Source organism: Marinobacter shengliensis (genome assembly GCF_003007715.1).
Taxonomy (GTDB): domain Bacteria; phylum Pseudomonadota; class Gammaproteobacteria; order Pseudomonadales; family Oleiphilaceae; genus Marinobacter; species Marinobacter shengliensis.
Genome location: NZ_PXNO01000023.1, coordinates 34,186 through 60,835, shown reverse-complemented (window position 1 = coordinate 60,835; position 26,650 = coordinate 34,186). Strand labels below are relative to the sequence as shown.

The window sequence follows — 26,650 nt, the reverse complement described above, 5'->3', positions numbered from 1 at the left end:
GCCAAGGGCCTGAGACCCGTCAACGCGCAAATTATGCCATTCTGACGCGGCCCTTTGCTGATCAGGCCAATAAACCTCTCCGCCACATACGTAACATCCTGTTCCGTTCCGTAAACAAATACGAAAAGTCGTAACAGGGGTGTTGCACAATGAAGTTGCAGTCAAGTCGTCTGCCGGTTGCTTCGATAAAAGGAGTACTGGCAAGTTCCATTGCCATCATGCTGGCCGGGTGCCTGAGCACAGGAGGTGAAGCCACCTCTAACGATGCCACAGGCGCCGGCAACGGTTCCGAAGGTCAGGATGGGCGCGCGTTTTCCACAGTGAACGTGGCCTTCGACCCAGCCAACCAGGTTCTGCCGTTTCCCACCAATCTGCTGTTTGAGGCAGATGCCAATGCCCCAAAAGACGGCACCATCAACGCCCCGGTAGCAGACCCGGAGGCCTCTTCCGCGGCACTGGTCCAGGGCCTGAACGAGCTGGATGGTTTCTCCACCATCGCACCCTGGCGCGTCACCTTCACCGGTGATGTAGATGCCGCCAGCCTGCAGGCTGGCGATACCGTTCGTGTGTTCCGGATGACCACAACCAGCACCACCTACCCGGAGCGGGTTCAACCCACCGCCGTAGACCGTGAGCTGGAGCCAGGCGCGGAGTACCATGTGCAGTTCAACGCGGAAGCCCGCGAGCTGTTGATCGTTCCCACCCGCGCCCTGGACAAGGGCACCAGCTATACCGCCGTCATTACCAAAGGCGTGCTGGACCCTGACGGCGCGTTGGTTGGCAGCCCGTTGCAATGGTCCATTGCCAAAGGCACCAATCTGCTGGACCAGTGCGACAGCCCGGACCGGTCCGACCCAGCCCTGTTGCAGTGCACCACCAACCCGGCTATTGCTCCGGTGGTGACCGACAGCCGCTTTGATCTAAGCCGGGATGACCTGTTGCTGGGCTGGGGTGTAACCACCCAACAGCAGGATGACACCTTCCTTGAGCTGGCGAAGGCGATCAAAAACAACGGTTTCCCAGCCCCAATTGACGGTGACGTGAAGTGTGAAACCGCGATCTGTTTTCTGACCATCAGTTCGCTCCCGGGACGCGACGCACCAAAGGCACCGGGCGACAAAGCGATTATCTTCCCGGGCACGATTAAACTGCCCTCGTTTATCGCAACGCCCCAAAATACCGATATCTGGGGCAACACCCCAACCGCAGACGACGTTGTGCTGTCGACAAAGTGGACCTGCGACGCCGGTAGCTGCAACACCGACGAAGCGAGAGGACTCACCGATGGAGCGAATGCCCAGGTACCTCAATTATCCGGTTGGAACACGGTTCCTATTGTGCTTGCTGTACCAGACCCAGACGCGTCCGGAGTGCCGGCGCGCCCTGAGGGTGGTTACCCCCTGGTGATATTCCAACACGCCATCCAGCAGGACAGAACCAACGCCCTGGCCATTGCCTCCGAGCTGGCCCGCAAAGGTTTCGCAGTGATTGCCATCGACATGCCCCTGCACGGTCTGGTACGCAACCAGTTGCCAGAAGGCGACAGCCGGTTGGATCTGCATGCAGCCAATCTCAACGACCAACTCTTTAACTCTGACTTAAACGCGGCGCGAAACATCATTCCCCTGAAAATCGAGCGCACTTATTATCTGGACCTGACGGGTGGTGAAGAGGACACCGCCGATGGTGTGATTGACCGCTCCGGCGCCCACTTCCTGAATCCATCCCAGCCGCTTACCCAGCGCGATACCTTGCGCCAGGGCGGCCTGGATCTGGTTTCCCTTGTCCATTACATTCGCAGTAATCAAATTAGCCAGTGCGGCACGGCTGACGGTGTATTCGACGATTTCGGGCTGACCAAAACCTGCAGTTCGAGCCGCTTCTCAATCAAGCTCTTCGAACACGTCAACTTCGACGAACTCCACTTCCTCGGCCATTCCGTGGGCAACATCGTTGCCGCACCCTTCCTGGCCCAGGACCCGGACATTCGTTCCGTTGCCATGTTGACCCCCACCGGCGGCATCATGGAGACCCTGGCGGCCTCTGACACCATCGGGCCACAACTGGCTTCAGGCTTGGCGGAATCCGGCGTGTTTCCGGGCACCGAGGACTACTTCCGATTCTTTGCGGTGGTGCAGGCCGCCATTGATTCGGTGGACCCGCTCAATCACGCACAGGCCATCGCCAACCCGGTGGATGCCAATGGAGAGAGTTTCGCCCGCCCGGTATATCTCTCGCAGGTAGTCGGCAATGATGGCAGCGAGGCCAGCCCGTCTGACCTGGTGTTGCCACCATCGGTTGGCCAGAACGCACCGCTTGCCGGCAGCACCCCCCTGGCCAATGCCATGGGGCTGGAGTTCGTCCGCCAGGGCAACCTGAATAATGGCAAGGTTACCCCATCAACCCGGAGCGACGGCACCACGCCGCCGGATCTGCAAATTGCCGTGCCTTTCCGTTTCGGCGCTCACTCCTCGCCACTGTTGCCAGACACCCTGGTAGACGACCCTCGCAGCGATGAACCCGATGCCACCGTGGCGCTGCCAAACGGAGAGGAAGTCCACTTTGAAATGCAGATGCAGGTGGCGGATTTCTTCAGCACCCCATCTGAACTCACCGTTATCGAAGAATTTATCGACGTTCGTCTGTGACCCGTTAACAGGACAGTATTATGTTTTCTGCAAACACTCCGCTGCGGGCATGGCTGCCCGTAGCCATCATGGCTGCTTCATCGACTGCACACGGCGCCGGTCTGGAGCTGACCCAGCACGGCACCAAGGAAACAGGCCATGCCTTTGCCGGCACTGCGGCCCTGCTGGAAGACGCTTCGGTGGTTGCCCACAACCCCGCAGGCCTGCTGCGCTTGAGCGGCACCCAGACCAGTCTGGGCGTCAGCGCCATCTACGCTGACCTGAACTACAACGTGCGCGTGCAGCGGGAAAAAATCGAGCTGCCCTACGGCCTGGATCCAACACCGGTCAGTGGTCCGGGCAACGCCACCAGTAAGGAAGTCTCCATCGCGCCCCACCTGTACCTGGCGCACCGGATCAGTGACGATGCTGCTGTGGGCGTCGGCATCTATGCACCCTTCGCCTCGGGCAGTGATTTCCCCGCAGGTTGGGCTGGGCGCTATCACTCCGAGGAAACCTCCCAGACTACGGTGAACATCAATCCAGTGTTCGCGTTCCGCGCTACCGACACGGTGACGGTTGGTTTTGGTGGTTTCATCCAGATGTACGACGCAAAACTCACCAACCAGATTGATACCGGTTATCTGGTAGCGGAAGCCCTGGTGGATCGGGTTCGGGAACAGGAAGGCGAAGCCGCGGCCCGCGCCACGGCGGAAGATGCCGTCGCCCGCATTGGCTCCCAGTTCGATATCGAGAACGACATTGAAATCGACAGCATGGCCTTCGGCCTGAGCTTTGGCCTGTTGTGGGAATACAGCGACCGGACCCGCTTCGGGCTGAATTACCGCAGCCGCACCGAGCACGTGGCCACCGGCCAGGCCACGCGTAAAGAAGTGTTTGACCCGGAGTTCCGGGAACGCCTGGTACAGACGGTTCAGGGCTTCGCCAACATCACCGAGGAGGATGCCCGGGATGCCGTTGCCTCCGCGTTCGATGAGCGTGGCGCCCTGGGCGGCGACCTGGAATCCACCATCACCCTGCCCGATGTACTGACGCTGAGCGCCTTCCATCAGTGGACCGATCGAATTGCGGTAATGGGCAGCGTCACCTACACCAACTGGAGTGTGTATGACGAACTGCGTTTATCGTACGTAGACACCTCTGCCCGGGGTGGCTCAGACATTACCGAAAGCGGTGACGATGTGCGCCGGCGAGATCTGGTTCAGCCTCTGGAATTTGAGGACAGTTACCGTTTCGGCGTTGGTGCAAGCTATGCCTGGGATGACCGCCTGACCCTCAGGACCGGCGCCAGCTTTGACCAGAGCCCCCTGCGCAACTCGGATTTCCGCACCCCGAGGGGACCGGATAACGACCGCTACATCGTCGGCCTGGGGGCCAGCTATCAGTGGTGGGACAACCTGTCGGTTGATCTGGCCTACTCCTGGATTCGAATCACTGAGGGTGATGTAACCGCGGTGGAGAACCCGGCGGGCAGCAATCATCGGGCTATCGGCACCAGTGAAGGCACACTGCACAACCTGGCGGCCCAAGTGAACTATCGGTTCTGATCGCGCCGCAAAAAAACGCCAGAAACAACAAGGGCAGAGGTCACCCCCTGCCCTTGTTCGCGTTTAACGAATCACAAATCCGTTAATCAGCCACGCAGCTTTACTGCCAGCTCCGCCACATGCTTGCCCTGATAGCGGGCAATGTTGAGTTCTTTTTCACTGGGCTGGCGTGAACCATCACCACCAGCAATGGTGGAGGCGCCATAGGGCGTGCCGCCATTGACTTCGGAGATATCGAAAAAGTCGGGAATGCCGTAACCCAGCGGCACGATCACCATGCCGTGGTGCGCCAGCGTGGTCCAGAAGGAGCTGATCGTGTGCTCCTGCCCGCCACCGGTGCCGGTTGAGGTAAACACACTCGCCACTTTGCCGTGCAGCTTGCCTTCGGCCCACAAGCCGCCGGTCTGGTCCAGGAAGGTGCGCATCTGACCGGCCATATTGCCGAACCGGGTCGGGGTGCCAAAAATGATCGCGTCATAGTCCGCCAGCTCGGTCGGAGTGGCCACCGGGGCTGCCTGATCGGCCTTGCCGCCGGCGTTCAGGAACGCCTGGTCTGCCATGGTCTCCGGCACCCGCTTTACCACCACATCAGCACCTGAAACGCTTTTTGCACCCTCAGCCACGGTGTTTGCCATGGTTTCCATGTGACCATACATTGAATAATAAAGAACCAGTACTTTTGCCATCGGATAATCTCCTTGTTCGCTATGAATGATCACAGCGTAACGGGCCGGGGCAAATGGTGAAAACGGAAGATTTCCGACAGGTCATTCAGTTTTTCTGAACATGGTCACAGGATGTTCATAGCATTTATTTGCGTACACGTGTACGCTGAGCTGCATTATACTTTCCGTTCGTACAGACAACCGCAGATGAATATCCCTATGAACCAGGCCCAGACCACCGCAGAATCCCTCCACAACCGCATCGAGGAATGGATTAACAGCGCTACCCACGGCCTTGGCGCTGTTCTCAGCGTTATCGGAACTGTCGCCCTGATAGTGGGCGCCAGCCAGATGGGGGATGTCTGGAAGATTGTCAGCTTCAGCGTGTTCGGGGCCTCCCTGATTCTGCTGTATATGGCCTCTGCGCTTTACCACGGCACCCGCCATCCGAAACTGAAAACCGCATTCAAAACCCTGGATCACTGCGCCATCTTTCTGTTGATCGCTGGCACCTACACACCTTTCCTGTTGGTCAATCTGCGCGGCACCACCGGCTGGACTTTATTTGCAGTCATCTGGTCCCTGGCGCTGACCGGGGTGGTGCTGAAAGTAATCTTCAAGAACCGATTCAAGCTGGCCAGGGTGGGCATTTACGTGGCCATGGGCTGGCTGATCATCTTCGCCTCATCCGATCTGGTCGCCAACCTGAGCGAAACCGCCCTCTACCTGACCATCGCCGGGGGCATTGTCTACACCGCCGGCGTGGCGTTCTATCTGGCTGACCGTATTCCCTACATGCACGCCATCTGGCACCTGTTTGTCATCGGCGGCAGTGCCTGCCATTTCAGCGCCATCTATTTCGGTGTTCTGCCCCACACCGTCTGAACAGGTTCAGGCTCGGCTGCGCCTTGGTCAGAATGCCCAGATGAGTGCCATCAGAATCCCCCAGGCCAGCAGAGACGCCGCCATGATTGTGTAGGTAGCTGACATGGTGACCACATCATTGTCACTACGATGGCAGAGCGAGCGTACGCCCTGATAAACAAGGGCACAGGACAAAACTAGTCCAGCCATCACCGCCACAACACTAACCGCCAACACTGGCACCAGTAGTGCCAGGGAAGACAACCACAGAGGCAAAGGCGCTATGGCCGCCAACAGGTAGGCATCCTGATACTCGATATCAAGCTTGTGGCCATGAAGAACCGACCGGATCAACCACCCCATCACGAAAAAGGTGAGCAACTCCGCCAAAAACAGAATCGTTGTAATAAAGCGCCACTCTTTTTCGGCAAATCCACTGATGAAGCTGTCGCCATAATGGGTACCGGCGTAGTACAGCAACACCGGGGGCAAAAACGACATCGGAACAACAATTACCCACGCCAGAAAAGGCACAGACAGGTCCAGTCGTTTCAAATCCTGCCAAACTCCGTTACCGGAGAATGGCAAACTCAGAAGCTGGGTTATGTTCATGGCACCCCTCATGTCCTGAACGATTTTAATAACAGTTAATACCCAAATCATCGCCGGGCATAGTCAGACTCATGACCTGGATCATCTTCCGGAAGTGCCAACCAGGGTTAAGCTACCGGCACAACCGTTCTCCAATGCCCATTAGACGCACACCGCATGAATGCTTATCAAAGACACAAGCCGATGCATGCTTTCTGGCTTTTCTTTCCTGCTGCCGCATTATGGGCAGCCCTGGTTGTACCGCTGTCGCTTTTTTCAGTCTTGTCCGGAACCGGCTGGCCACCGGGCCTGTTGGGTGCCGGCCATGGGCACGAACTGATTTTTGGCTTTGCCCTGGCGCTGATTGCCGGTTATACCCTCGGCCCGCAACCCTGGAGACTACTTGCGCCCCTGTTTGGCCTTTGGCTTGCTGCCCGGTTCAGTTGGCTGCTGGCTCCGGAGTGGCTACTCAGTCAGCTGCTCAGCCCGGCCTTTGCCCTGCTGCTGGCCTGGCAGGTAGTGCCGCGCTTTCAGGCTGCCAAAAAATGGCGCAACAAAATTGCCGGACCGCTGATCCTGGCTCTGTGCCTGCTGGCGCTGGCCTATGCCCTGACGGATTGGATACCTGCGGTGCTGACCAAAAGAAGCCTGATGGAAGTCGCCATTCTGGGCCTGATGTTGCTGATGACGTTTATGGGGGGCCGAATCATCGCGCCGGCGGTGGCTGGCACCCTGGAGAAACGGGGCATCCCCCTGGAAGCCAGGGTTCAGCCTCGGATTGAGGGCGCTTTGCTGATTGTGCTGCCCCTCGTAATGATTTGTCTGCCTTTTTCTGGCACCCGCCTGATATCCGGTGCCCTCCTGTTGCTAGCCGCCACCCTGATCATTGTCCGAACGGTCCGCTGGAAGCTCTGGCGTTGCACCGACAGGCAGGATCTTCTGGTCCTGGCTCTCGGCTACCTCTGGCTGGCTGCGGGAGCCGGGGCCACAGGGGTTCACCTGTTTACGGGCCAATCATTGGTGCCGGCCCTGCACCTGATCACTATTGGCGCCCTCGGTACTTTATCTGGCAGTGTCATGCTGCGGCTGGCCTGGCAACGGGCTTGCCGCACCTTCCCTCCGGCCTGGCAGGTGCTGGTACTGGCGAGTGCCATGGCCATTGCTGCTATTAGCCGCTATCTCACTGGTGACGCGCCGTACTCTCAATCCAGTTTGCTCTGGCTGGCCAGTGGCGTCTGGGCTCTGGTCTTTGCCGGTTTGGCCAGCCAGTTACTGGCGCTGTTCCTGCTCAGCAAAAGTTCCTCAAATCGCGCCCTGTAAAGCCTGGAAATCATTGGCTACCTCTACTGCACCGTTTCGCTCTCCACCTACCACCGACGAAGTACCACCCATATAAGGCACTGTTTTAAATAAATTTATTGACTACTTGAGCAAAGCGCACTGAGCACCGCCTGGCTAGCTCAAGGCACCCGAATTTTTCACTGATATTTATCAAGAATGGTTCTGCGGCTTCGTTTGCACAATGGGCTCATAGTCCGTAAACCACGACGACCGTGGCTCCGGCATGTTGTCACCAAGGAGCAAACACCATGGCAAAAACCAACGCAGACATTGAACACTGGGATGTCGAGAATGAGGAATTCTGGGAACGGGAAGGCAAGAAAGTTGCCTCCCGCAACCTGTGGATATCCATACCCAGCCTATTGATGGGCTTCGCCATCTGGCTGATGTGGGGCATGATTACCACCCAGATGGCCAACCTGGGCTTTTCATTCTCTACGGATCAGCTTTTCCAGTTAACGGCAGTGGCCGGCCTTGCAGGGGCTACCCTACGTATTCCCGCCTCGTTCATGATCAAGATCGCCGGCGGCCGTAACACCATCTTCCTGACCACCGCACTGCTGATGATTCCGGCTTTCGGTACCGGTGTCGCCCTGATGAATCCGGACACTCCGTTCATCGTATTCCAGGCACTGGCACTGCTGTCCGGTATCGGTGGTGGTAACTTTGCCTGTTCCATGAGCAACATCAGCTCGTTCTACCCGAAGAGCAAGCAAGGTTATGGCCTGGGCATGAATGCCGGCCTGGGTAACTTCGGCGTAACCACCATGCAAATCCTGATTCCGCTGGTGATGACAGTTGGCGTCTTCGGTGCCCTCGCCGGCGGGCCGCTGGAACTTCAAAGCGCCAGCGGTACCCTGATCGGCCGTATTGAGGCAGGTACCGAAACCTGGATTCAGAACGCAGGCTTCATCTGGCTGGTCTTCCTGATCCCACTCGCCTTTGCCGGCTGGTTTGGCATGAACAACCTGAAAGTTGTCACTCCGAATCCAGGCTCCCCCATTTCCGCGTTCGGCAAGATTCTCGGGCTGTATGGCGTTGGTATCCTGGCGTCCATCGTTGGCGTCTGGGCGCTGTCGATCATGAGCATGTGGGTCGCCTTGCCCCTGACCATCGTTCTCACTGTGGTGCTTCTGCGCCTGATTCCGGGCGACATCAAGCCCAACATCAAAAACCAGTTCGCCATCTTCAGCAACAAGCACACCTGGTCCATGACGGTGCTGTATATCCTGACGTTCGGCTCATTCATCGGTTTCTCCGCCGCCTTGCCGCTGTCTATCAGCATTATTTTTGGCAACATGATGGAAGTGGCCGCCGACGGCACGGTTACCCGGGTAAGCAATCCCGACGGTCCGAGTGCTCTTACCTGGGCGTGGATGGGCCCCTTTGTTGGCGCCCTGATTCGCCCGGTTGGCGGCTGGATTTCTGACAAGATGGGCGGTTCCATTGTTACCCAGATCATCTCCATGATCATGGTGGTCGCGTCCGTTGCTACCGGCTATGTGATGATGCTGGCCTACAACTCAACGGATCCCAACGGGTACTTCCCGTTGTTCCTGGGTCTTTTCATCCTGCTGTTTGCCGCCTCCGGCATCGGTAACGGCTCTACCTTCCGCAGCATTGGCTTTATCTTCAATCAACAACAGAAGGGCCCGGTTCTGGGCTGGACCTCAGCGGTTGCCGCCTACGGTGCGTTCATTGCTCCGATTGTGATGGGTCAGCAAATCAAGGCCGGCACACCCGAGGTCGCCATGTACGGATTCGCCGTGTTCTATGCTGTATGCCTGGTGGTTAACTGGTGGTTCTACCTGCGCAAGAACGCCTACATCAAAAACCCGTAATTGCACCAACCAACGCGTTAGACCTCTGTTTGCCGGCCCCACAAGGGCCGGCTTTTTTGTGCCCAGACATCCTGCCGTCAAACGCTGGCACCCGGACCAACAACGCCCACCTGAAGCCTCTGACGAGCGCCTGCAGCATCGCAAAACCACCCCCTATCACCCCCTACACACCTCAAAAACACACAACCAGCGCAGTCGCACCGCCCTCTGGAAAGCATGGCAGACCATCACCACATCCAGTCCATCCAACCGTTGATCAAAATGCAGGGTCGCTCGAAAAACCCTGACCATCCGTTTATCACAAGTACAAAAAAGCCCGCCAGGATTGCTCCGTGGCGGGCTTGGATTGCTCGAGCTTTAAGGCATTACTTCGCCCCAAGCAGTGCCGCTCTCTGGCGCTCTTCCTCTTCAATCTGGAGATCCACAGAAGATACATGGTACTCATCAGAAAACGCGCTTTCAGGCTCCTGCAGCCAGAGGATACACAGCACCCAGCTGATGAACGCCCCGGCAGAGATAATGAAGAAGAACTGAGACGGTGTTACGAAGGTGAAGATGGTGAGGTAGACCACCGCCCCGACGTTACCGTAGGCCCCGGCCATACCGGAAATCTGGCCAGTCAGCCGGCGCTTGATGGACGGGATGATGCCAAAGGTGGCGCCTTCTGCACCCTGCACGAAAAACGAGGTGAATACGGTGATTCCCACGGCGATGATCAGCGGCCAGTTGGAGTTGAGCAGCCCCATCAGCGCAAAGCCCAGACCAATACCAAACATATAGCTGAGCATGACAAACCGGCGGTTGCCCATACGGTCAGACACCAGACCACCCATCGGGCGCGCCAGCAGGTTAACGAAGGCAAAGGAAGCCGCGATCAGACCCGCCGCAGTGGCACTCAGGCTCCAGGTTTCCTCGAAGAACATCGGTAGCATGGAGACCACCGCCAGCTCGGCACCAAAGTTGGCGAAATAGGTGCTGTTCAGGGCAGCCACGCTGCTGAACGGGTATTTGTCGTCTTCCGGAACACCTTTCTTCAGGATCGGAATGTTCACCCGCAGAATCTGGATAATCTGATAGCAAACAATAGCGAAGATCACGGCGTAGCAGATTGCGGCTGCGGTCGGGCTCAGATAGCCAAGATTCTGGATGCGCCACACCAGAATGGCCAGCACGCCAATCAGCGGAATAGTCCACAGAATCAGCTTGACCAGGTCTCCCCAGCTACTGACTTCCATGGCAGACGCCTTGCGTGGCTTGCGGTGCACGGTGCCTTCCGGGCCATCGGTAATGGCAAACCAGTACCAGATGCCGTAACCGGCCATCACAATGGCACTCTGGGCAATCGCCCAGCGCCAGCCATCATCGCCACCGTACATGGTGATGGCGATGGTCGGCAAAGACATCGCCGCAGCCGCAGAGCCGAAGTTGCCCCAGCCGGCGTAGAAGCCTTCGGCAAAGCCGATGTCCTTGGGCTTGAACCACATGGCGGTCATGTGGATACCCACCACGAAGCTGGCACCGATGGAGCTCAGCACCAGACGGCTGATCAGCAGCTGGGCCATGGTGTTACCGAAGGCAAACACCAGGGCGGGGATGGCCATCAACACCATCAGCACCGAGAACACGCGGCGCGGCCCAAATCGGTCCAGAGCCATGCCGACGATGATTCGGGCAGGAATCGTCAACGCGACGTTACAGATGGCGAACAGGCGTAGATCGTCTTTGGTCAACCAGTCGACGCTTTTGAGCATACTGGATGCCAGGGGCGCCATGTTGAACCAGACGTAAAAGGTAATGAAGAACGCAATCCAGGTCAGGTGCAGGGCCCTGATCTCCGGATTGCGGACGCGGAAAACGTCAGCGACTTTCATTTTGAGCCTCCGGGGCTAGCAACAAGGGGGAACAGAAACCCGGCCATTTCAGCGGCTGGGAAGAATCAGGAGCGGGCACTGGACACGGCGGGCCAAGAAGGAGCTGACGCTGCCGAAGGTCATGTAATCCAGTTCGTCCACGAAATAGGTCAGGGAACGGGCGATAAAGCCGCCATCAGGCTCATGGCTGTGGCGAGCCAGTACCAGCATGTCGGGCCGTACTTTTTTCTCGGCTGCGAACAGCAGCATCTTGCGGGCATCGCCATCCAGCAGCATGGTTTCTGCTTCCACGCCCTGGCTCTGACACACTTCCAGCGCCTCCTTGAGGTGGCCCTTGAGCTCACTGACCTCTTCCTGGAACAGGTCTTCGTTACTGGATGTGATATCCCGGGGATTTTCTGCCACCGCCACCAGGGTCAGCCTGGGCGACAGTGCGCGAAACATGGTGATGGTCTGGGCCAAGGCCAGCCTGGCGTTTCTGGAACCATCGTAGGCAATCATGATGTTCATGGGGTTCTCCGAGGCATTTGCCGCCGGCGGCATCCGGCAGGACTTTGACTTTCCTCCGCATTACCCCACAGCGCGCGGGCCCCATAATTGACGTACATCAAGAGGCTCTGCGGGTACCCCACCAGAGAAATCCTGCAGCTATCCCCTTCCGCGTTATCGCCCCAGAACCCATACCACCACTGCACCCAGCAGGAGGTACCTCCAATGCACCAGAAGCCAAACCAACATATTTGATATCGTTTACCGGAAGCCATTCACACCGTTCGAGAGCGGCCATGACCACCACTCCGACACCCAAAGACCAGTACCGGGCGCTGGGGTTATCCACCTTTGCGTTCACCCTCTGCTTTGCGGTCTGGACCATCTTTTCCATCATCGGCATCCGTATCAGCGAAGAGCTGGGCCTGACCGACACCCAGCTTGGCCTGTTGATGGCCACCCCGATTCTGACCGGCTCTATCAGCCGCCTGTTTCTGGGCATCTGGACAGACCGTTACGGTGGACGCTGGGTATTCGGCATCTTGATGCTGACGACGGCAGCCTGTGTTTACCTGCTGACCTTTGCCACCACCTACCCCATGATGCTGCTTGGCGCCTTGGGCGTTGGCCTGGCCGGCGGCGCGTTTATCGTGGGGGTCGCCTACACCGCTGCCTGGTTCGAGCCCGCCAGACAGGGCACGGCACTGGGTATTTTTGGTGCGGGCAATGTGGGGTCGGCGGTCACCAATTTTGGTGCGCCTTTTTTACTGGTTGCCTTCGGCTGGGAAAAAACCGCCCAGATCTACGCCCTGGTACTGGCGCTGATGGGGGTGTTTTTTATTGTGTTCGCAAAAACGGACCCGCTGGCCCAGGCACGGGCCAAGGCCGAGCAAAAATCCTTTGCCGAGCAGATGGCACCACTGAGAGAGCTCAGGGTCTGGCGTTTCGCGCTCTACTACTTCTTTGTGTTTGGCGCCTTTGTCGCGCTTGCGCTCTGGCTGCCCCACTACCTGATTGGGGTTTATGGGCTAAACATCCAGACCGCCGGCATGATTGCTGCCATGTACACGGTGCCCGCCTCCCTGTTCCGCATCCTCGGCGGCTGGCTATCTGACCGCTACGGCGCCCGCAGGGTGATGTACTGGACCTTCACGGCCTCAGTGATATGCACCTTCCTGCTCAGCTACCCGCCAACGGAGTACGTTATCCACGGCATTGAGGGCGACATCCGCTTCAGTTTCGAAATCACTCTTGTGGTGTTCGTGGTGCTGACCTTCGTGCTCGGGTTCTTTATGTCCCTGGGCAAGGCGGCCGTGTATAAACACATCCCGGTGTACTACCCTATGCATGTTGGCGCGGTAGGCGGTGTGGTCGGTATGATTGGCGGGATCGGCGGCTTCCTGTTGCCACTGGCGTTCGGTGTGCTGAACGACATGACCGGCATCTGGCAAAGCAGTTTCATGCTGATGTTCATGATTGTCGCCACTGCCCTGGCCTGGATGCACTATGCGATTCGCAAGGCTGAAAGGGCCGAGTGGGCGGCCCATGAAGAACGCACAGACCTGCCGGAATTGGCCTCGCCGCAACTGTTCTACCCACTCAGCCGGCAGCACCAGGAGGCACCGCTGGTGAAGCCGCCACCACAGTCCTGACAACGAGAGACCTTACCCATGGCCAAGTGGCTGGTAAAAACCGAGCCTTCGGAATGCAGTATTGACGACTTTGCCGCCAAGTCCGGCAGCAGCATCCCTTGGGACGGCGTGCGCAACTACCAGGCGCGCAATTTCATGGCACAGATGGCGGAGGGTGATGAGGTGTTTATCTATCACTCAAGCTGCAAGCACATTGGTATTGCCGGCATCGTGACCGTCACCCGGAGCGCTTACCCAGACCCTGGTCAGTTTGACCCGGAATCGCCCTACCACGACAGCAAAAGCACGCCGGAGAAACCCCGCTGGCAGGCGGTGGATATGGCTTTTGAGCGTAAACTGCCGCGCCTGATCCCCCTTGATGAGCTGAAATCACTTCCGGGGCTGGACAACCTGCCACTGGTCAAAAAAGGCAGCAGGCTGTCGGTGATGCCGGTCAGTGATGAAGAGTGGCAGATCATTCTGAAACAGGCTGGATAGCCATTGCTGATCCAGCCTGTGCACCACCTCATTCGTCGTGGGGAATCGGGTCAGGGCTCCGGTCCCAGCCGACCAATGCCAGAGTAGCCACTACACCCAGCAACAAGCCTTGCCAGGGTTCAAAAAACGCCAGCGCCGCGCCAATCAGCACCACAGTGCCCCGTGATGCATTATCCCGGGGTATCGACATGGCGATGTAGGCACAGGCAAAGCCGGTGAGCACCAGAGTCAGGGACAACGCCACGCCCAGCAGGGGCTTGAGCCCAGTCAGCAATGGCAGCAGGAAGTAAATAAACGGCAGGCCCATCAGGTAATAAGACGCCAGCCCACTGTGCAGGCTGTTCATGGACTTGGGCCCCTGCTTCCAGCGCTGGACCACGATAACGTGCACGCCGGTCCACACGGCGCCCTGAGTGGGGAAGAACGGCGCCACAATGCCCATGATGGCGTTGCGAATCGACAGGGAAAAGTGGGTACGGTTCAGGTTAATGTCGATGTGCTCGTCCTTGCGGACTTTCAGGCCTTCCCGCAGCACTTCGTTACCGGTGACCAGGTCACCGAAAAGGATGATATAGGCAATCAGGGCCAGCGGAATACTCTGGATGATCATCTCTCGTGACGGCCAGCCATTGACCAGTGGCGATGCCTTGGCCAGCGCCTCTCCCAACGGCGGCACGACAAAGCCCCACTGGATATCAAAGCTCACCTCACCTACCAGCGGCCCGATAATTGCGGCGGCCAGAAAGCCCGGCAACAAACCCAACGCCCCCAGCATGAAGAAGAACCGGCTTCGAGCCTTGAGCTTTTGCATAGGCACTGAGAAAGTGAAAATCAGACAGATGGCGCAGGCCAACCCGGTGGCAATTGGCTGCTCCAGCAGGAAACGCTCGGCATCATCCACGAACACCCGCTTGAGTGCGGCAATGGAGGCACCCAGGATAATCCCGGCTTTCAGGGTATCCGGCAACCAGATAATGAATCGCCGCCCCAACCCGGTAATGCCCAGCATCAGAACCAGGGAGGCAAACACCAGACTCAGGGCAGTCATGGCCTGAAACCGGCTGGAGGGGTCGTCGTAACCGCCAATCACAAACGCCAGGATCAGCGGCAGCGCCGGCGTTATCCAGCCCCCCGCGTAGGGTTCGCCGAAAACAATGACTGCCGAAGCAATCAAGGAGGCATGAATCATGGAAAGCGCAACCGCCTCCTCAAAACTCAAACCGAAGAAGGCTGTCATCACCGGTATCAAAGCCAGGCCGGTCGCCGCAGAGACAAAGAGCCCCTGCAGAAACTCCGACCAGCATAACCGGGTGTGGTAGAACGGCACGCGGAAGGTAAACGGGCCCCAGCGCCAGCCGGCTAACTCAGGTCTTTCTGCCATGGGAAGTCACTCTCTTGTATTTGTTGTGAGTCACCTGATTATGGAAACCCTTTCCTCATAGCACGAATGAATAATTCTGATCATGTGAAATAAGCACTGTTTATAAAATGCATACATCTCTCACAGGCCAATGCTGATCAACATTCAGGCTACCCAATACCCTCCCGGCGCTTTAGAATCCGGCTCCTCGCGAATTTTCTGGAGCCTTTGTTTGCCATGTCGTCCGAACTAAGCCCTGTTTCCGGTTTTGAGCAACTGCGCCGCATTGAGTCCAGCAAACTCTTTCAGGGCGCGGTGATTGCCATCATCATTCTTTCGGCACTGACCATCGGTGCCAAAACCTACGATGTCCCGCCACTGGTGGAGCGAAGCCTGAGCGTTCTGGACAACGCCATCACCCTGTTCTTTCTGGTGGAGATCCTGTTCCGCTTTGGTGTCTGCCAGAACAAGAAACGCTTCCTGTTCGATGGCTGGAACCTGTTTGATACCCTGGTGGTGATCGGCAGCCTGATTCCTCTGGATAACGCCGAAGCGGTGCTGCTCGGCCGCCTGCTAAGAGTGTTCCGGGTGCTGCGACTGGTATCGGTGGTGCCTGAGCTGCGTTTTTTGATCAACTCTCTGCTCAAAGCCATTCCCCGCATGGGCTACATCGCCCTGCTGATGTTCATCATCTTTTACATCTATGCGGCCATGGGCTCCATGTTCTTTGCCGATATTGACGAGTTCTTGTGGGGGGATGTATCCATCGCCATGCTCACCCTGTTCCGGGTCGCGACCTTTGAAGACTGGACTGACGTGATGTACGACACAATGGAGGTCTACCCGTTAAGCTGGATTTACTACCTCACCTTTATATTCCTGACGGCGTTTGTGTTTCTGAACATGATGATCGGGGCAATACTGGAAGTGATGGGCGAAGAGCAGAACGCCAAGGAAGCCGAGAAAGCCCACGACGAGCGAGACGAGATCGCCCGCCAGCTACAGGCTGTTCAACAGCAGCTCCAGGAGCTGACCAGGCAGATCAGCGAGAGGAAATAGGCGTTTTAGCCAAAGAACGGTTTGGCCATGGCCAGGTGAAGAATCGCGAGCACCTGGGCCAGGGCCAGAATAGAAGCGACAATCCGCACCGGTTTGGCCACGGTGGTTTTCAGAGCAAACACCCCGGCAATAATGTAACCAATCAGCAGCACGATCTTGGCAATCAGCCAGCCCGGCATGGCGTGGATGTAACCGACCACAAACAACAGGGAGATGGCAGACACCAGCAAAATGGTGTCGTTGATGTGGGGAATAAACCGCATCGGGGTTTGCCGCCAGCCCGGTCGACCCGCCGCATCAAGAACCAACCGCAGGGCGAACAGAATAATCGTCAGGTAGGCGGTGGCCATATGCAGCATCTTCAGCAATACGTAGGCACTCATAGAACATTCCTTTCCTAATCAAAATGATGCTCGCATTGTACGCAAAATACCCCCAAGCAGGTATGGTTTCTCAATCCCATCACCTTTAACATATACTGCATATACATGTATTTGGGAGATTAGTTATGCAGTCCATTCCAGCCTCTCCTGAGCGCGCCTCAGCCAGCGTCAGCCAGCTCTTCAGTTACCCGTTCCGGATTTTTTTCCTGTCCATGACTGTACTGGCTATTGTCGCCATCCCCCTTTGGGTGCTGGAGGTGTCCGGCACGGTGCGGCTGCCCCTGGCTATGCCGGGCCTGTTCTGGCATCAGCATGAGATGCTGTTCGGTTTCCTGTCTGCGGCTATCGCTGGCTTTCTGCTGACGGCAGTGTGTGTCTGGACCCAAACCGAACGCACCCATGGCTCCCTGCTGGTGGGTCTCTGGGGCGTCTGGCTGGCTGGCCGCTTGCTTCTGGCCTTTGGCGGCAACCTGCCGGAATGGCTGGTACAGGGCGTTAACCTCTCCTTTCTGCCGCTGGTGATGATCGATGCCGGCTGGCGCGTCTGGAAAGCCCGGCAGAAACGGCAGGTGATGATACTGGTGGTACTGGGGCTGCTCTGGCTGATGCAGATCGGCTTTGTGACCCGGCTGGATATGTCCTTCAGCTATGGCGCGCTGATTATGGCCATGGCCCTGATCAGCATCATTGGCGGCCGTATTACACCTGCCTTCTCCGCCGGCTGGCTTCGCCAGCGAGGCGGCAACGCCGAGGCTGTCAAAATGATTCCAGCCCTGGATATGGCAGCGGTGTTCTCCATGATCCTGCTGATGGCCTCACTGATTACCGGGTGGCAAACGGTAACCGCCATGCTGGCGGTGGTGGCTGCTGTGCTGATGCTGGTTCGCCTGGCGAACTGGAAAGGTTGGCTGGTACGCAGTGAGCCCCTGCTGTGGATACTGCACCTGTCCATTCTCTGGGTACCGGTGGCCCTATTGCTGCTCGCCGGCTCTTTGCTGGCAGGCTGGCCAAGCAATGCCTGGACCCACGCGGCAGGAACCGGCGCTGTTGGCTGCCTGATTCTGGGGGTAATCGCCCGGGTATCCCTCGGCCACACCGGCCGCCCATTGGTTCTGCCCAAGGGTATGGTGCTGGCTTTTGTGGCGGTTCAACTGGCAGCGGTTATTCGAGTTGTCACGGCATTTGATGTCATCCCCTGGCACCCCGGCATCGGCACCAGCACAGCCCTGTGGGTGATCGCCTATGTCATTTTCCTGGTCCGCTACACCGGCGTGTTGGCCAGCCCCAGGGCCGATGGCCGGGAGGGGTAAATAGATTCAAACCGGGCTCGCGCCCGGCGGAAACGGTCCGCCGGGAAATGTATGCTGATGCCTTCCAGGGCGGCCATCAGCATTTCCATATGGGCATCCCACCCGGCACAGGCAATAGGAACCAGCTCATCATCTGGCAGCAGCAGGGTCAACGTCAGCCGTGTGCCGCCCTCCTCAGGCTCAAGGCGCCACTCCAGCGGCCGCTCCGGCGCATCCCCGGCGCTCCAGGAGTATGCCAGTAAACGGTTTGGTTCACAGGCAGTAATCTTGCAGTCAATGGGCGTGCCACTGTTACCGAAATCCAGCTGCACCCGGCCACCGCGCCTTGCTTCCAACATTCCTGGCGCCAGCCACTGGGCCAGGCAGACAGAATCCGTCAGCATCCTCCACACTGCTTCCGGTGAGTGGTCAAGAGCCCGCACAAGCGTGGCAGCAATCCGGCCGTTCATCGGTGTTAACTGGCCATCAATGGTTTCCTGATCCATCCTGTCACCCCCTTTACAAGCCCGGTTTTCTGTAACCAGGCTGTCAACTGAAAGCAAAGCCCATAGGCGCGACCAAAGTAGCAAGCCGCCCGTGCGAGCACCTTGATGACTATCAAAACAGGATTTTTGCGAACTAATTGTGAACCAAGGGGAACTTCACGCCGGCTATCATCCACTAAAGGTCAATAGCTCTTCTGGCGATAGGCGCTAAAGTAGAGGAAATGATTCTGCAACAGAGACACAGGCAATATGTATCCTGATCACTTTGAGAAAGAAGACCTGATCCGCTGTGGTCATGGCGAACTGTTCCCTGGCGATATGCGCCTCCCCATCGATGAAATGCTGATGGTAGACCGCATTACCCACATTGCGGCAGACGACGGTGAATTCGGCAAAGGTAGCCTGGTTGCTGAACTGGACATCAATCCGGACCTCTGGTTTTTCAAAGTGCATTTTCAGGGTGACCCGGTGATGCCTGGCTGCCTGGGCCTGGACGCCATGTGGCAACTGGTAGGGTTCTTTCTGGCCTGGACCGGTGGCGAAGGCAAAGGCCGCGCCCTGGGTGCCGGCGAAGTGAAATTCTTTGGCCAGGTGTTGCCGACCAACAAAAAGGTTACTTACCGCCTGGACATCAAACGCCTCATCCGCCGTAAGCTGACCATGGCAATTGCGGATGCCCGTATGGAAGTCGACGGCCGGGAAATCTACACCGCCAAAGACCTTCGGGTTGGCCTGTTCACATCTACTGATGACTTTTAGGAGTTAGCACGATGCGTCGCGTTGTTGTAACCGGCATGGGGATTGTCTCCAGCCTCGGAACCAACCAGAAAGAAGTAGCCCAGTCCCTTCGGGAATCCCGCTCCGGCATTGCCTTCAGTGAAGAGGCCAGGGACAACGGCTTGCGAAGCCACGTTGCCGGCAAGATCGACCTGAACCTGTCGGAACTGATCGACCGAAAAATCTGGCGCTTTATGTCCCCGGCGGCCGGCTATTGCTACCTGTCAGCCAAAGAAGCCATCGAGCAGGCAGGCCTGACCGACGAACAGATTCGTGCCAACAGTACCGGCGCGGTGTTTGGTACCGGCGGTGCCTCTACCGTAGAGCTTCTGGACGCCATCGACACCCATCGCGACAAAGGCATTCGCCGCGTTGGCCCTTATCGGGTACCCCGCACCATGGGTAGCGCGATCAACGCCTCCATTACCACCGCCTTTGGCATTACCGGCATCAACTACGGCATCACCTCTGCCTGCGCCACCAGTGCCCACTGCATTGGCCACGCGGCAGACCAGATCGCCCTGGGTCGTCAGGAAGTCATGCTCGCCGGTGGCGGTGAAGACATTCACTGGACCCTGAGCCTGATGTTCGACGCCATGGGTGCTCTATCCACCAAGTACAACGACACCCCGGAACTGGCCTCACGCACCTACGATGCGGATCGCGACGGCTTTGTTATTTCCGGCGGTGGCGGTGCTTTGGTACTCGAATCCCTGGAGCACGCAGAAGCCCGCGGCGCGACAATTCTCGCGGAACTGGTTGGCTTTGGTGCCACCTCAGACGGCGCCGACATGGTCGCCCCGAGCGGCGAAGGTGCAGTTCGCTGCATGAAGCAGGCCATGGCGCAGGCTGGCGGTGAGATCAAATACATCAATACCCACGGCACCAGCACCCCGGCCGGTGACATCACCGAGCTGAAAGCTCTGAAGGACACCTTTGGCGACAAGATCCCGCCACTGAGTTCCACCAAGCCCCTGTGCGGCCATGCTCTGGGTGCCGCTGGCGTGCACGAAGCCATCTACACCCTGATCATGCAAAGGGAAGGTTTTATTGCCCCGTCTGCCAACATCCAGAACCTGGACGAAGGCGCCGAAGGCTACCCCATCGTTCGGGAACGCCAGGACAACCAGAACCTGGATCTGGTGATGAGCAACAGCTTCGGCTTCGGCGGCACCAACGCCACCCTGATTTTCAAGAAAGTCTGATCAGGACAGCCTGAGCGAGCGATATTCAGCCGGCGGAGTGCCCATCCAGCGCTTGAAAGCCCGGCTGAATGCGCTGAGTTCCGAAAAACCAAGCTGTTCGGCAATCTCCACCAGCGGCTTGGTTTTATCCTTCATATAGGTGATGGCCTGTTCGCGGCGCACCTGCTCCAGCAGCGACGCAAACGTCAGCCCCTCTTGCCGCAGCTTCTTGTGCAACGTGTAGCGGCTCATATTCAGCTGCCCTGCCACCGTCTCCACACCCACCTTGCCACGCGCCAACTGAAGCCGGATCAGGACACTGACCCGATTACTCAACGAACGCTTTGAAACCTCAGGCCCCAGAGGCTCCGATGCCATGCCAATTCCCCCTGCCATTCTGTTTTAATCCACTGTGAAAGTTTGTCAGCGTACACATGTTAGCCGAGATCAATCAATACGACCTTTGAGCAAGATCAATGGCGATGCACTCAGTTTAGGGCAAAATCCACATTTTTCATGATGCCCTTCCTGCAACCACTGATTACCAGAACCACCCGGAGCCCCCATGACCACCCCGGAACTGCTCGCGCCCGCCGGCACCCCCGAACACCTTGAAACCGCCTTCGCCTATGGCGCCGATGCCGTCTATGCCGGCCAACCACGGTACTCGCTGAGAGTAAGGAACAACAGTTTCAAAGACATTGCAGCCCTTGGCGCTGGCATTGAAAGGGCTCACGAACTTGGCAAACAGTTCTATCTGGTCTCCAACATTGCCCCCCATAACGACAAAGTGCGCAGCTACCTGCGAGACCTGGCGCCAGTGCTGGAGCATAAGCCCGACGCCCTGATCATGTCCGACCCGGGCCTGATCATGCTGGTGCGGGAACACTGGCCGGACCAACCGATCCATCTTTCAGTCCAGGCCAACGCCGTCAACTGGGCCACCGTCGAATTTTGGCGCCGTCAGGGCATCAACCGGGTGATCCTTTCCCGGGAACTGGCCCTGAACGAAATCCGCGAGATCCGTGAAAAAGTCCCCGAAATGGAACTCGAAGTCTTCGTACACGGCGCGTTATGCATGGCCTACTCCGGCCGCTGCCTGCTGTCCGGCTACATGAACCACCGCGACGCCAACCAGGGCGCCTGCACCAACGCCTGCCGTTGGAACTACAAACCGGTACAACACAGCCACGACCAGACCGGCGACCTGATCGCCACCTCCGCCGACGCCGTGGAAACCTTCGAGCCGAAAGAAATCCTCCTGGAAGAACCCAACCGCCCAGGCGGCTTTATCCCCGCCTACGAGGATGAACACGGCACCTACATCATGAATTCCAAAGACCTCCGCGCCGTCCAGCACGTCGCCGAACTGGTCAACATGGGCGTCCACTCCCTGAAAATCGAAGGCCGAACCAAAAGCACCTACTACGTTGCCCGCACCACCCAGGTCTACCGCCAGGCCATCAACGACGCCCTCGCCGGCAAACCCTTCGACATGCACATGATGAACGAACTCGAAGCCCTCTCGAACCGCGGCTACACCGAAGGCTTCCTCCGCCGCCACGTACCCCAGGAATACCAGACCTACGAACAGGGCTCCTCCCACCTCGGCACCCAGCAGGTAGTAGGCACCATTACCGATGCGGATGACCGATGGCTCACCATCGACGTCAAAAACAAATTCGCCCCCGGCGACCAACTCGAACTCATCACACCCGCCGGCAACCTGCGCTTCAGCGCCGACACCATGGAAAACCGCCACGGCGAAGCCATGGACTACGCCCCGGGCAGCGGTCACATCGTTAAAATCCCCAGGCCAGATAACTTGCCGGAGAAGCTGGACTTCACTTACCTGACCAAGATTTTCCCTGATAGCCCAGCGAGTTAAAGAGGAGCTTAGTGGCGGTCCGCGCAATGTCGCCGGAGCTGGGCGGGTACGCCTTCCCAAAACCTTGCGGAGCCAGGGATGGCGGAGCAGAGCGTACACGGACGTATCCACAGCGTGTTTTGGGAAGGCGTACCCGCCCGGCGACCAAACCAATCCTGAAAGCTACAAAAGCCCAGACTCCAGGCCAGAAAACAAACCAAAGTCTATCAAGGCAATAACCGCCCCCTTAGTGCCCCGAGGGCCGATTAAGGTATAATCCCTACACAACCGATTTAATACCTGACTAAAATACTCTGGTATTGTATAATCGCTCGCCAGAAGCAACGGGAAACCGGCCCAAATGCCCTCTCCCGTCATCCAAAAACCGATTGCAGGGCGTACTCAAGGACACGAGCGACCATTGCAACGCCAGCAAACAGATGACATCCGCCGACACCACCCAGCCAAAGGTATGCTCGGCGAAACACAGGGCACCATGCCCAAGATGAGAGAATTACGGAGCGACGATCATGGCGACCACCGACAACGAGGTGAAAGAGCTGATCAAACGGGAATACGAGCACGGATTCGTCACTGAAATTGAATCCGACACCTTCGAACCCGGCCTCAATGAAGATGTAATCCGCCGCCTGTCTGAAATCAAACAGGAACCGGAATTCATGCTCGAATGGCGCCTGAAAGCCTACCGTCGCTGGCTCGAAATGGACGAGCCCGAATGGGCCCACGTTGACTTTCCGAAGGTCGACTACAACGCCATCTCCTACTACTCGGCGCCCAAGAAGAAAGAAGACATGCCCCAGAGCCTGGACGACGTTGATCCGGAGCTGCTGCGCACCTACGAAAAACTGGGTATCCCCCTGCACGAACGGGCCAAACTGGCCGGCGTTGCGGTTGATGCCGTTTTCGATTCCGTTTCTGTGGCCACCACCTTCAAAGAACCGCTGGAAAAAGCCGGCGTGATCTTCTGCCCCATCTCAGAAGCGGTACAGAAGTATCCGGAACTGGTGAAAAAATACCTGGGCAGCGTGGTCCCGGCCGGCGATAACTACTTCGCCGCCCTCAACTCCGCAGTGTTCTCCGATGGCTCCTTCGTATACATCCCGAAGGGCGTCCGCTGCCCCATGGAACTGTCCACCTACTTCCGGATTAACGCCGCCAACACCGGCCAGTTCGAACGCACCCTGATCATCGCCGAAGAAGGCAGCTACGTAAGCTACCTGGAAGGCTGCACAGCCCCCATGCGGGACGAAAACCAGCTGCACGCAGCAGTGGTGGAACTGGTTGCCCTGGACGACGCCCAGATCAAATACTCCACCGTACAGAACTGGTACCCGGGCGACGAAAACGGCAAAGGCGGCATCTACAACTTCGTGACCAAGCGCGGCGCCTGCATCGGCAAGAACTCCAAGATCTCCTGGACCCAGGTAGAAACCGGCTCCGCCATCACCTGGAAATACCCGAGCTGCGTGCTGCGCGGTGAGAACAGCGTCGGCGAGTTTTACTCCGTCGCCCTCACCCACAACTACCAGCAGGCCGACACCGGCACCAAGATGATTCACCTTGGCAAGAACACCAAGAGCACCATCATCTCCAAGGGCATCTCCGCCGGCCGCAGCTCCAACGCTTACCGCGGCCTGGTAAAATTCGGCCCGGGCGCGGAAGGTGCCCGTAACTTTACCCAGTGTGACTCGCTGCTGATCGGCGACCGCTGCGGCGCCCACACCTTCCCGTACATCGAAAGCAAGAACAAATCGGCCATCGTGGAGCACGAAGCCACCACCTCCAAGGTAAGCGACGAGCAGATGTTCCTGTGCCGTCAGCGTGGTATCGACCCGGAGCAGGCAGTGTCCATGATCGTGAACGGTTTCTGTAAGGAAGTGTTCAAGGAGTTGCCGATGGAGTTCGCCGTGGAAGCCGGCAAGCTTCTGGAAGTCAGCCTTGAAGGCTCCGTTGGTTAACGAGACGGCATACACACAAGTATCACGGAAGCCGTCAGGGTGTCCCTTCCGGGATCGTCAAAATCAGGGATGATTTTGTCGAGCGTACAGGGACGTATTCACAGCGTATCCCGGAAGGGACACCCTGATGGCTGACTCCCCCATACTTGGGGCAGGAAAAGAATTCAGACGGTTAAAAAGAGAGAAGCGTACAAATGCTGAGCATCAAAAACCTGCACGCCTCCGTTGAGGGCAAAGAAATCCTCAAGGGCATCAACCTGGAGATCAAAGCCGGGGAAGTTCACGCCATCATGGGCCCGAACGGTTCTGGTAAGAGTACCCTGTCACAGGTTCTGGCAGGCAACGACGCATTTGAAGTCACCAGCGGCGAAGTCACCCTCAATGGCGACAACCTGCTGGACCTGGAAACCGAAGAGCGCGCCCGCGAAGGCATCTTCCTGGCATTCCAGTACCCGGTGGAAATCCCCGGCGTCAGCAACCTTCAGTTCCTGCGCACCGCTGTGAACGCCATGCGCAAGCACCGGGGTGAAGAAGAAATGAACGCCGCGGAATTCATGAAACTGGCCAAGGAAGTCTCCAAACAGGTAGACCTGGACCCGGCGTTCCTCAAGCGTGGCGTCAACGAAGGCTTCTCCGGCGGCGAGAAAAAGCGCAACGAAATCATGCAGGCGCTGCTGCTCCAGCCGAAACTGGCCATTCTGGACGAAACCGACTCCGGCCTGGACATCGACGCCCTGAAAGTGGTGTCCGATGGTGTTAACGCCCTGCGCTCCGAAGATCGCGCCATTTTGATGGTGACCCACTACCAGCGCCTGCTGAACCACATTGTGCCCGACTACGTGCACGTGCTGGCCGGCGGCAAGATCATCAAGTCCGGCGGCCGTGAGCTGGCCCTGGAACTGGAAGAGAAAGGTTACGGCTGGCTGGGCATCAAAGACGAAGACACCAGCAACTGATCAGGAGGTCGCGGAATGAAATCAGTACCCACGCTTTCCAGCGCCTTCCTGCACCCGGCCGGGCAATCTTTGCCGGAGCCGTTGCTGGCGCTGCGTAAACAACGGGCCAGCGCACTGGTGGACATGCCACTGCCGACCCGAAAAACCGAGAACTGGAAGTATTCAAGCAAGTACCTGAAGCTGGCCGACGATATGGCCATCTCCTTGCCCGCTGAAGGCAAAGGCGGCAACAGCCTGGCGGTGCCGGGTTACAAGGTTGTTTTCAACAACGGTGTGATGATCCCGGAAGCCAGTGAATACCCAGACCTGAACGGCATTATCATCCAAAGCTTCAGTGACCTGGATGAAGACGATGCCAAGGCGGTGTCACTGCAACTGGGCAGCACGCTGGACCACGATCAGGCACAGTTCGCCCGCGTGAACGGCGCCCGCTTTGAGGACGGCCTGTTTATTCGCCTGGCGCCAGGTGCCGTGCTCGACCAGCCGCTGTTTGTGATCCACGAAACCACTGCCGATGCCAGTGGTTCGGCCTATCCGCGCATATACGTGGAAGCCGGTGCCAACAGCCAGATGACGCTGGTGGAGGAATACATTTCCAGTGGTGACGCAAGTGCCCTGGTTAACACCGTTACCGAATTCAACCTGGCTGATGGCGCCAACATCACCAGCATTCGCCTGAACATGGAAGGCGAGAACGTTCAGCACATTGGCGCCACCGGTGTTCTGCAGCAGCGCAGCTCCCGTTTCGAAAGCCACTGCGTGGGCTTCGGCGGCCCGTTGCGTCGGCACGACCTGCAGGTTCGCCTGGAAGGTGAAGGGGCCGAAACCAAGCTTAACGGTGTGGTGGTTACCCAAGGCAAACAGCATTACGACAACCACACCTCCATCGACCACGTGGCCGCCCACTGCAACAGCGAAGAGACCTATCGCAACATTGCTGCGGACCAATCCCACGCCATCTTTAACGGCCGGATTCATATCCACCAGGACGCCCAGAAGTCCAACGCGGATATGAACAACAAAAACCTGCTGTTGTCTAACGGTGCAGAGATCGATACAAAGCCGGAACTGGAGATCTATGCGGACGACGTCAAGTGCGCACACGGTGCCACCATTGGCCAGCTGGATGAAACCTCGGTGTTCTATCTGGTATCCCGCGGCATTGGCCGCCGGCAAGCCAACGTGTTGTTGACTATGGCGTTTATCAACGAGCTGGTGCAGCAGATTCCGGTGGAAGCCGTGCGCGAAACTGCCCAGGCGCGGCTCAACGATTTCTTTGAGCAAACCTTTCAGGAGGCCTGAGG

The 26,650-nt window shown here is 57.8% G+C and carries 24 protein-coding genes; 16 read left to right on the top strand and 8 right to left on the bottom strand.

The features are described from left to right. The first annotated feature begins 149 nt into the window (after positions 1-149). Together C7H10_RS09510 and C7H10_RS09505 are read left to right on the top strand one after the other, a co-directional pair. Positions 150-2,648, top strand: a complete 2,499-nt coding sequence (locus C7H10_RS09510) for an Ig-like domain-containing protein (RefSeq protein WP_106694674.1) — start codon at positions 150-152, stop codon at positions 2,646-2,648. Between the two features lie 20 nt (positions 2,649-2,668). Further along, positions 2,669-4,195 carry an OmpP1/FadL family transporter gene (locus C7H10_RS09505; protein WP_106694673.1) on the top strand — a complete coding sequence of 509 codons (1,527 nt, stop codon included), beginning with the start codon at positions 2,669-2,671 and terminating at the stop codon, positions 4,193-4,195. Between the two features lie 86 nt (positions 4,196-4,281). On the opposite strand, the gene wrbA is transcribed toward C7H10_RS09505, so the two are convergent. After that, the gene (wrbA, locus tag C7H10_RS09500; RefSeq protein WP_106694672.1) at positions 4,282-4,881 is read right to left on the bottom strand and encodes an NAD(P)H:quinone oxidoreductase; all 600 of its coding nucleotides are present in this window, start codon (positions 4,879-4,881) and stop codon (positions 4,282-4,284) included. Positions 4,882-5,067: 186 nt separating this feature from the next. On the opposite strand from wrbA, the gene trhA reads away from it, so the two are divergent. After that, positions 5,068-5,745: a PAQR family membrane homeostasis protein TrhA gene (trhA, locus tag C7H10_RS09495; RefSeq protein ID WP_244178242.1), complete on the top strand. Its 678-nt coding sequence runs from the start codon at positions 5,068-5,070 to the stop codon at positions 5,743-5,745. 27 nt (positions 5,746-5,772) lie between these two features. On the opposite strand, the gene C7H10_RS09490 is transcribed toward trhA, so the two are convergent. Further along, positions 5,773-6,336, bottom strand: a complete 564-nt coding sequence (locus C7H10_RS09490; protein WP_106694671.1) for a YIP1 family protein — start codon at positions 6,334-6,336, stop codon at positions 5,773-5,775. Between the two features lie 183 nt (positions 6,337-6,519). Here C7H10_RS09490 and C7H10_RS09485 point away from each other — a divergent pair, with 183 nt between their 5' ends. The 3 genes from C7H10_RS09485 (at position 6,520) to C7H10_RS19200 (ending at position 9,753) form a co-directional block, all read left to right on the top strand. Continuing rightward, positions 6,520-7,635: an NnrS family protein gene (locus C7H10_RS09485; RefSeq protein ID WP_106694670.1), complete on the top strand. Its 1,116-nt coding sequence runs from the start codon at positions 6,520-6,522 to the stop codon at positions 7,633-7,635. A 269-nt stretch (positions 7,636-7,904) separates the two neighbouring features. Beyond that, complete coding sequence (locus C7H10_RS09480) at positions 7,905-9,497, top strand: MFS transporter (protein ID WP_106694669.1); 1,593 nt, start codon at positions 7,905-7,907, stop codon at positions 9,495-9,497. 58 nt (positions 9,498-9,555) lie between these two features. Then, complete coding sequence (locus C7H10_RS19200; RefSeq protein ID WP_167392889.1) at positions 9,556-9,753, top strand: hypothetical protein; 198 nt, start codon at positions 9,556-9,558, stop codon at positions 9,751-9,753. Positions 9,754-9,862: 109 nt separating this feature from the next. On the opposite strand, the gene C7H10_RS09475 is transcribed toward C7H10_RS19200, so the two are convergent. Both C7H10_RS09475 and C7H10_RS09470 read right to left on the bottom strand, forming a co-directional pair. Further along, a complete protein-coding gene (locus C7H10_RS09475) occupies positions 9,863-11,368 on the bottom strand; it encodes an MFS transporter (RefSeq protein ID WP_106694668.1) in 1,506 nt (501 codons plus the stop codon). Between the two features lie 48 nt (positions 11,369-11,416). Next, positions 11,417-11,878, bottom strand: a complete 462-nt coding sequence (locus C7H10_RS09470) for a universal stress protein (protein ID WP_061332956.1) — start codon at positions 11,876-11,878, stop codon at positions 11,417-11,419. A gap of 17 nt (positions 11,879-11,895) precedes the next feature. Between C7H10_RS09470 and C7H10_RS09465 the strand changes: the two genes are divergently transcribed. Further along, on the top strand, positions 11,896-13,509 hold the full coding sequence (locus C7H10_RS09465; RefSeq protein ID WP_341865213.1) for an MFS transporter: 1,614 nt from the start codon (positions 11,896-11,898) through the stop codon (positions 13,507-13,509). An 18-nt stretch (positions 13,510-13,527) separates the two neighbouring features. After that, a complete protein-coding gene (locus C7H10_RS09460; protein WP_106694666.1) occupies positions 13,528-13,986 on the top strand; it encodes an EVE domain-containing protein in 459 nt (152 codons plus the stop codon). A gap of 28 nt (positions 13,987-14,014) precedes the next feature. On the opposite strand, the gene C7H10_RS09455 is transcribed toward C7H10_RS09460, so the two are convergent. Continuing rightward, on the bottom strand, positions 14,015-15,367 hold the full coding sequence (locus C7H10_RS09455; RefSeq protein WP_072676374.1) for a hypothetical protein: 1,353 nt from the start codon (positions 15,365-15,367) through the stop codon (positions 14,015-14,017). Between the two features lie 216 nt (positions 15,368-15,583). On the opposite strand from C7H10_RS09455, the gene C7H10_RS09450 reads away from it, so the two are divergent. Next, positions 15,584-16,405, top strand: coding sequence for an ion transporter (locus tag C7H10_RS09450; protein WP_106694665.1), 822 nt, complete (start codon positions 15,584-15,586; stop codon positions 16,403-16,405). Between the two features lie 5 nt (positions 16,406-16,410). On the opposite strand, the gene C7H10_RS09445 is transcribed toward C7H10_RS09450, so the two are convergent. Continuing rightward, entirely contained in the window at positions 16,411-16,788 is a 378-nt protein-coding gene (locus tag C7H10_RS09445; RefSeq protein WP_106694664.1) for a SirB2 family protein, read from the bottom strand. Between the two features lie 125 nt (positions 16,789-16,913). Here C7H10_RS09445 and C7H10_RS09440 point away from each other — a divergent pair, with 125 nt between their 5' ends. Next, on the top strand, positions 16,914-18,098 hold the full coding sequence (locus tag C7H10_RS09440) for an NnrS family protein (RefSeq protein WP_106694663.1): 1,185 nt from the start codon (positions 16,914-16,916) through the stop codon (positions 18,096-18,098). Here the strand turns inward: C7H10_RS09440 and C7H10_RS09435 are convergent. Beyond that, a complete protein-coding gene (locus C7H10_RS09435) occupies positions 18,050-18,583 on the bottom strand; it encodes an SRPBCC family protein (RefSeq protein WP_106694662.1) in 534 nt (177 codons plus the stop codon). The genes C7H10_RS09440 and C7H10_RS09435 overlap by 49 nt on opposite strands. A gap of 249 nt (positions 18,584-18,832) precedes the next feature. Here C7H10_RS09435 and fabA point away from each other — a divergent pair, with 249 nt between their 5' ends. Next, positions 18,833-19,342: a bifunctional 3-hydroxydecanoyl-ACP dehydratase/trans-2-decenoyl-ACP isomerase gene (gene fabA / locus C7H10_RS09430; RefSeq protein ID WP_072676371.1), complete on the top strand. Its 510-nt coding sequence runs from the start codon at positions 18,833-18,835 to the stop codon at positions 19,340-19,342. Between the two features lie 11 nt (positions 19,343-19,353). Then, positions 19,354-20,565 (top strand): beta-ketoacyl-ACP synthase I, encoded by a 1,212-nt coding sequence (gene fabB / locus C7H10_RS09425; RefSeq protein WP_072676370.1) that lies wholly within the window; start codon positions 19,354-19,356, stop codon positions 20,563-20,565. Here fabB and C7H10_RS09420 read toward each other — a convergent pair whose 3' ends face one another. Then, positions 20,566-20,922: a helix-turn-helix domain-containing protein gene (locus tag C7H10_RS09420; protein ID WP_072676369.1), complete on the bottom strand. Its 357-nt coding sequence runs from the start codon at positions 20,920-20,922 to the stop codon at positions 20,566-20,568. Between the two features lie 187 nt (positions 20,923-21,109). Here C7H10_RS09420 and trhP point away from each other — a divergent pair, with 187 nt between their 5' ends. From trhP to sufD, 4 genes are all read left to right on the top strand, one after another. After that, positions 21,110-22,432 carry a prephenate-dependent tRNA uridine(34) hydroxylase TrhP gene (gene trhP / locus C7H10_RS09415; RefSeq protein ID WP_106694661.1) on the top strand — a complete coding sequence of 441 codons (1,323 nt, stop codon included), beginning with the start codon at positions 21,110-21,112 and terminating at the stop codon, positions 22,430-22,432. A gap of 509 nt (positions 22,433-22,941) precedes the next feature. Continuing rightward, positions 22,942-24,390 (top strand): Fe-S cluster assembly protein SufB, encoded by a 1,449-nt coding sequence (gene sufB, locus C7H10_RS09410; protein WP_106694660.1) that lies wholly within the window; start codon positions 22,942-22,944, stop codon positions 24,388-24,390. Between the two features lie 194 nt (positions 24,391-24,584). Continuing rightward, positions 24,585-25,346, top strand: a complete 762-nt coding sequence (sufC, locus tag C7H10_RS09405; RefSeq protein ID WP_072676366.1) for a Fe-S cluster assembly ATPase SufC — start codon at positions 24,585-24,587, stop codon at positions 25,344-25,346. Between the two features lie 15 nt (positions 25,347-25,361). Continuing rightward, the gene (sufD, locus tag C7H10_RS09400) at positions 25,362-26,648 is read left to right on the top strand and encodes a Fe-S cluster assembly protein SufD (protein ID WP_106694659.1); all 1,287 of its coding nucleotides are present in this window, start codon (positions 25,362-25,364) and stop codon (positions 26,646-26,648) included. Positions 26,649-26,650: the final 2 nt, after the last annotated feature.

Coding starts and splice junctions, on each gene's coding strand:
- C7H10_RS09510 (WP_106694674.1), top strand. CDS start 150: ATGAAGTTGCAGTCAAGTCGTCTGCCGGTTGCTTCGATAAAAGGAGTA.
- C7H10_RS09505 (WP_106694673.1), top strand. CDS start 2,669: ATGTTTTCTGCAAACACTCCGCTGCGGGCATGGCTGCCCGTAGCCATC.
- wrbA (WP_106694672.1), bottom strand. CDS start 4,881: ATGGCAAAAGTACTGGTTCTTTATTATTCAATGTATGGTCACATGGAA.
- trhA (WP_244178242.1), top strand. CDS start 5,068: ATGAATATCCCTATGAACCAGGCCCAGACCACCGCAGAATCCCTCCAC.
- C7H10_RS09490 (WP_106694671.1), bottom strand. CDS start 6,336: ATGAACATAACCCAGCTTCTGAGTTTGCCATTCTCCGGTAACGGAGTT.
- C7H10_RS09485 (WP_106694670.1), top strand. CDS start 6,520: ATGCATGCTTTCTGGCTTTTCTTTCCTGCTGCCGCATTATGGGCAGCC.
- C7H10_RS09480 (WP_106694669.1), top strand. CDS start 7,905: ATGGCAAAAACCAACGCAGACATTGAACACTGGGATGTCGAGAATGAG.
- C7H10_RS09475 (WP_106694668.1), bottom strand. CDS start 11,368: ATGAAAGTCGCTGACGTTTTCCGCGTCCGCAATCCGGAGATCAGGGCC.
- C7H10_RS09470 (WP_061332956.1), bottom strand. CDS start 11,878: ATGAACATCATGATTGCCTACGATGGTTCCAGAAACGCCAGGCTGGCC.
- C7H10_RS09460 (WP_106694666.1), top strand. CDS start 13,528: ATGGCCAAGTGGCTGGTAAAAACCGAGCCTTCGGAATGCAGTATTGAC.
- C7H10_RS09455 (WP_072676374.1), bottom strand. CDS start 15,367: ATGGCAGAAAGACCTGAGTTAGCCGGCTGGCGCTGGGGCCCGTTTACC.
- C7H10_RS09450 (WP_106694665.1), top strand. CDS start 15,584: ATGTCGTCCGAACTAAGCCCTGTTTCCGGTTTTGAGCAACTGCGCCGC.
- C7H10_RS09445 (WP_106694664.1), bottom strand. CDS start 16,788: ATGAGTGCCTACGTATTGCTGAAGATGCTGCATATGGCCACCGCCTAC.
- C7H10_RS09440 (WP_106694663.1), top strand. CDS start 16,914: ATGCAGTCCATTCCAGCCTCTCCTGAGCGCGCCTCAGCCAGCGTCAGC.
- C7H10_RS09435 (WP_106694662.1), bottom strand. CDS start 18,583: ATGGATCAGGAAACCATTGATGGCCAGTTAACACCGATGAACGGCCGG.
- fabA (WP_072676371.1), top strand. CDS start 18,833: ATGTATCCTGATCACTTTGAGAAAGAAGACCTGATCCGCTGTGGTCAT.
- fabB (WP_072676370.1), top strand. CDS start 19,354: ATGCGTCGCGTTGTTGTAACCGGCATGGGGATTGTCTCCAGCCTCGGA.
- C7H10_RS09420 (WP_072676369.1), bottom strand. CDS start 20,922: ATGGCATCGGAGCCTCTGGGGCCTGAGGTTTCAAAGCGTTCGTTGAGT.
- trhP (WP_106694661.1), top strand. CDS start 21,110: ATGACCACCCCGGAACTGCTCGCGCCCGCCGGCACCCCCGAACACCTT.
- sufB (WP_106694660.1), top strand. CDS start 22,942: ATGGCGACCACCGACAACGAGGTGAAAGAGCTGATCAAACGGGAATAC.
- sufC (WP_072676366.1), top strand. CDS start 24,585: ATGCTGAGCATCAAAAACCTGCACGCCTCCGTTGAGGGCAAAGAAATC.
- sufD (WP_106694659.1), top strand. CDS start 25,362: ATGAAATCAGTACCCACGCTTTCCAGCGCCTTCCTGCACCCGGCCGGG.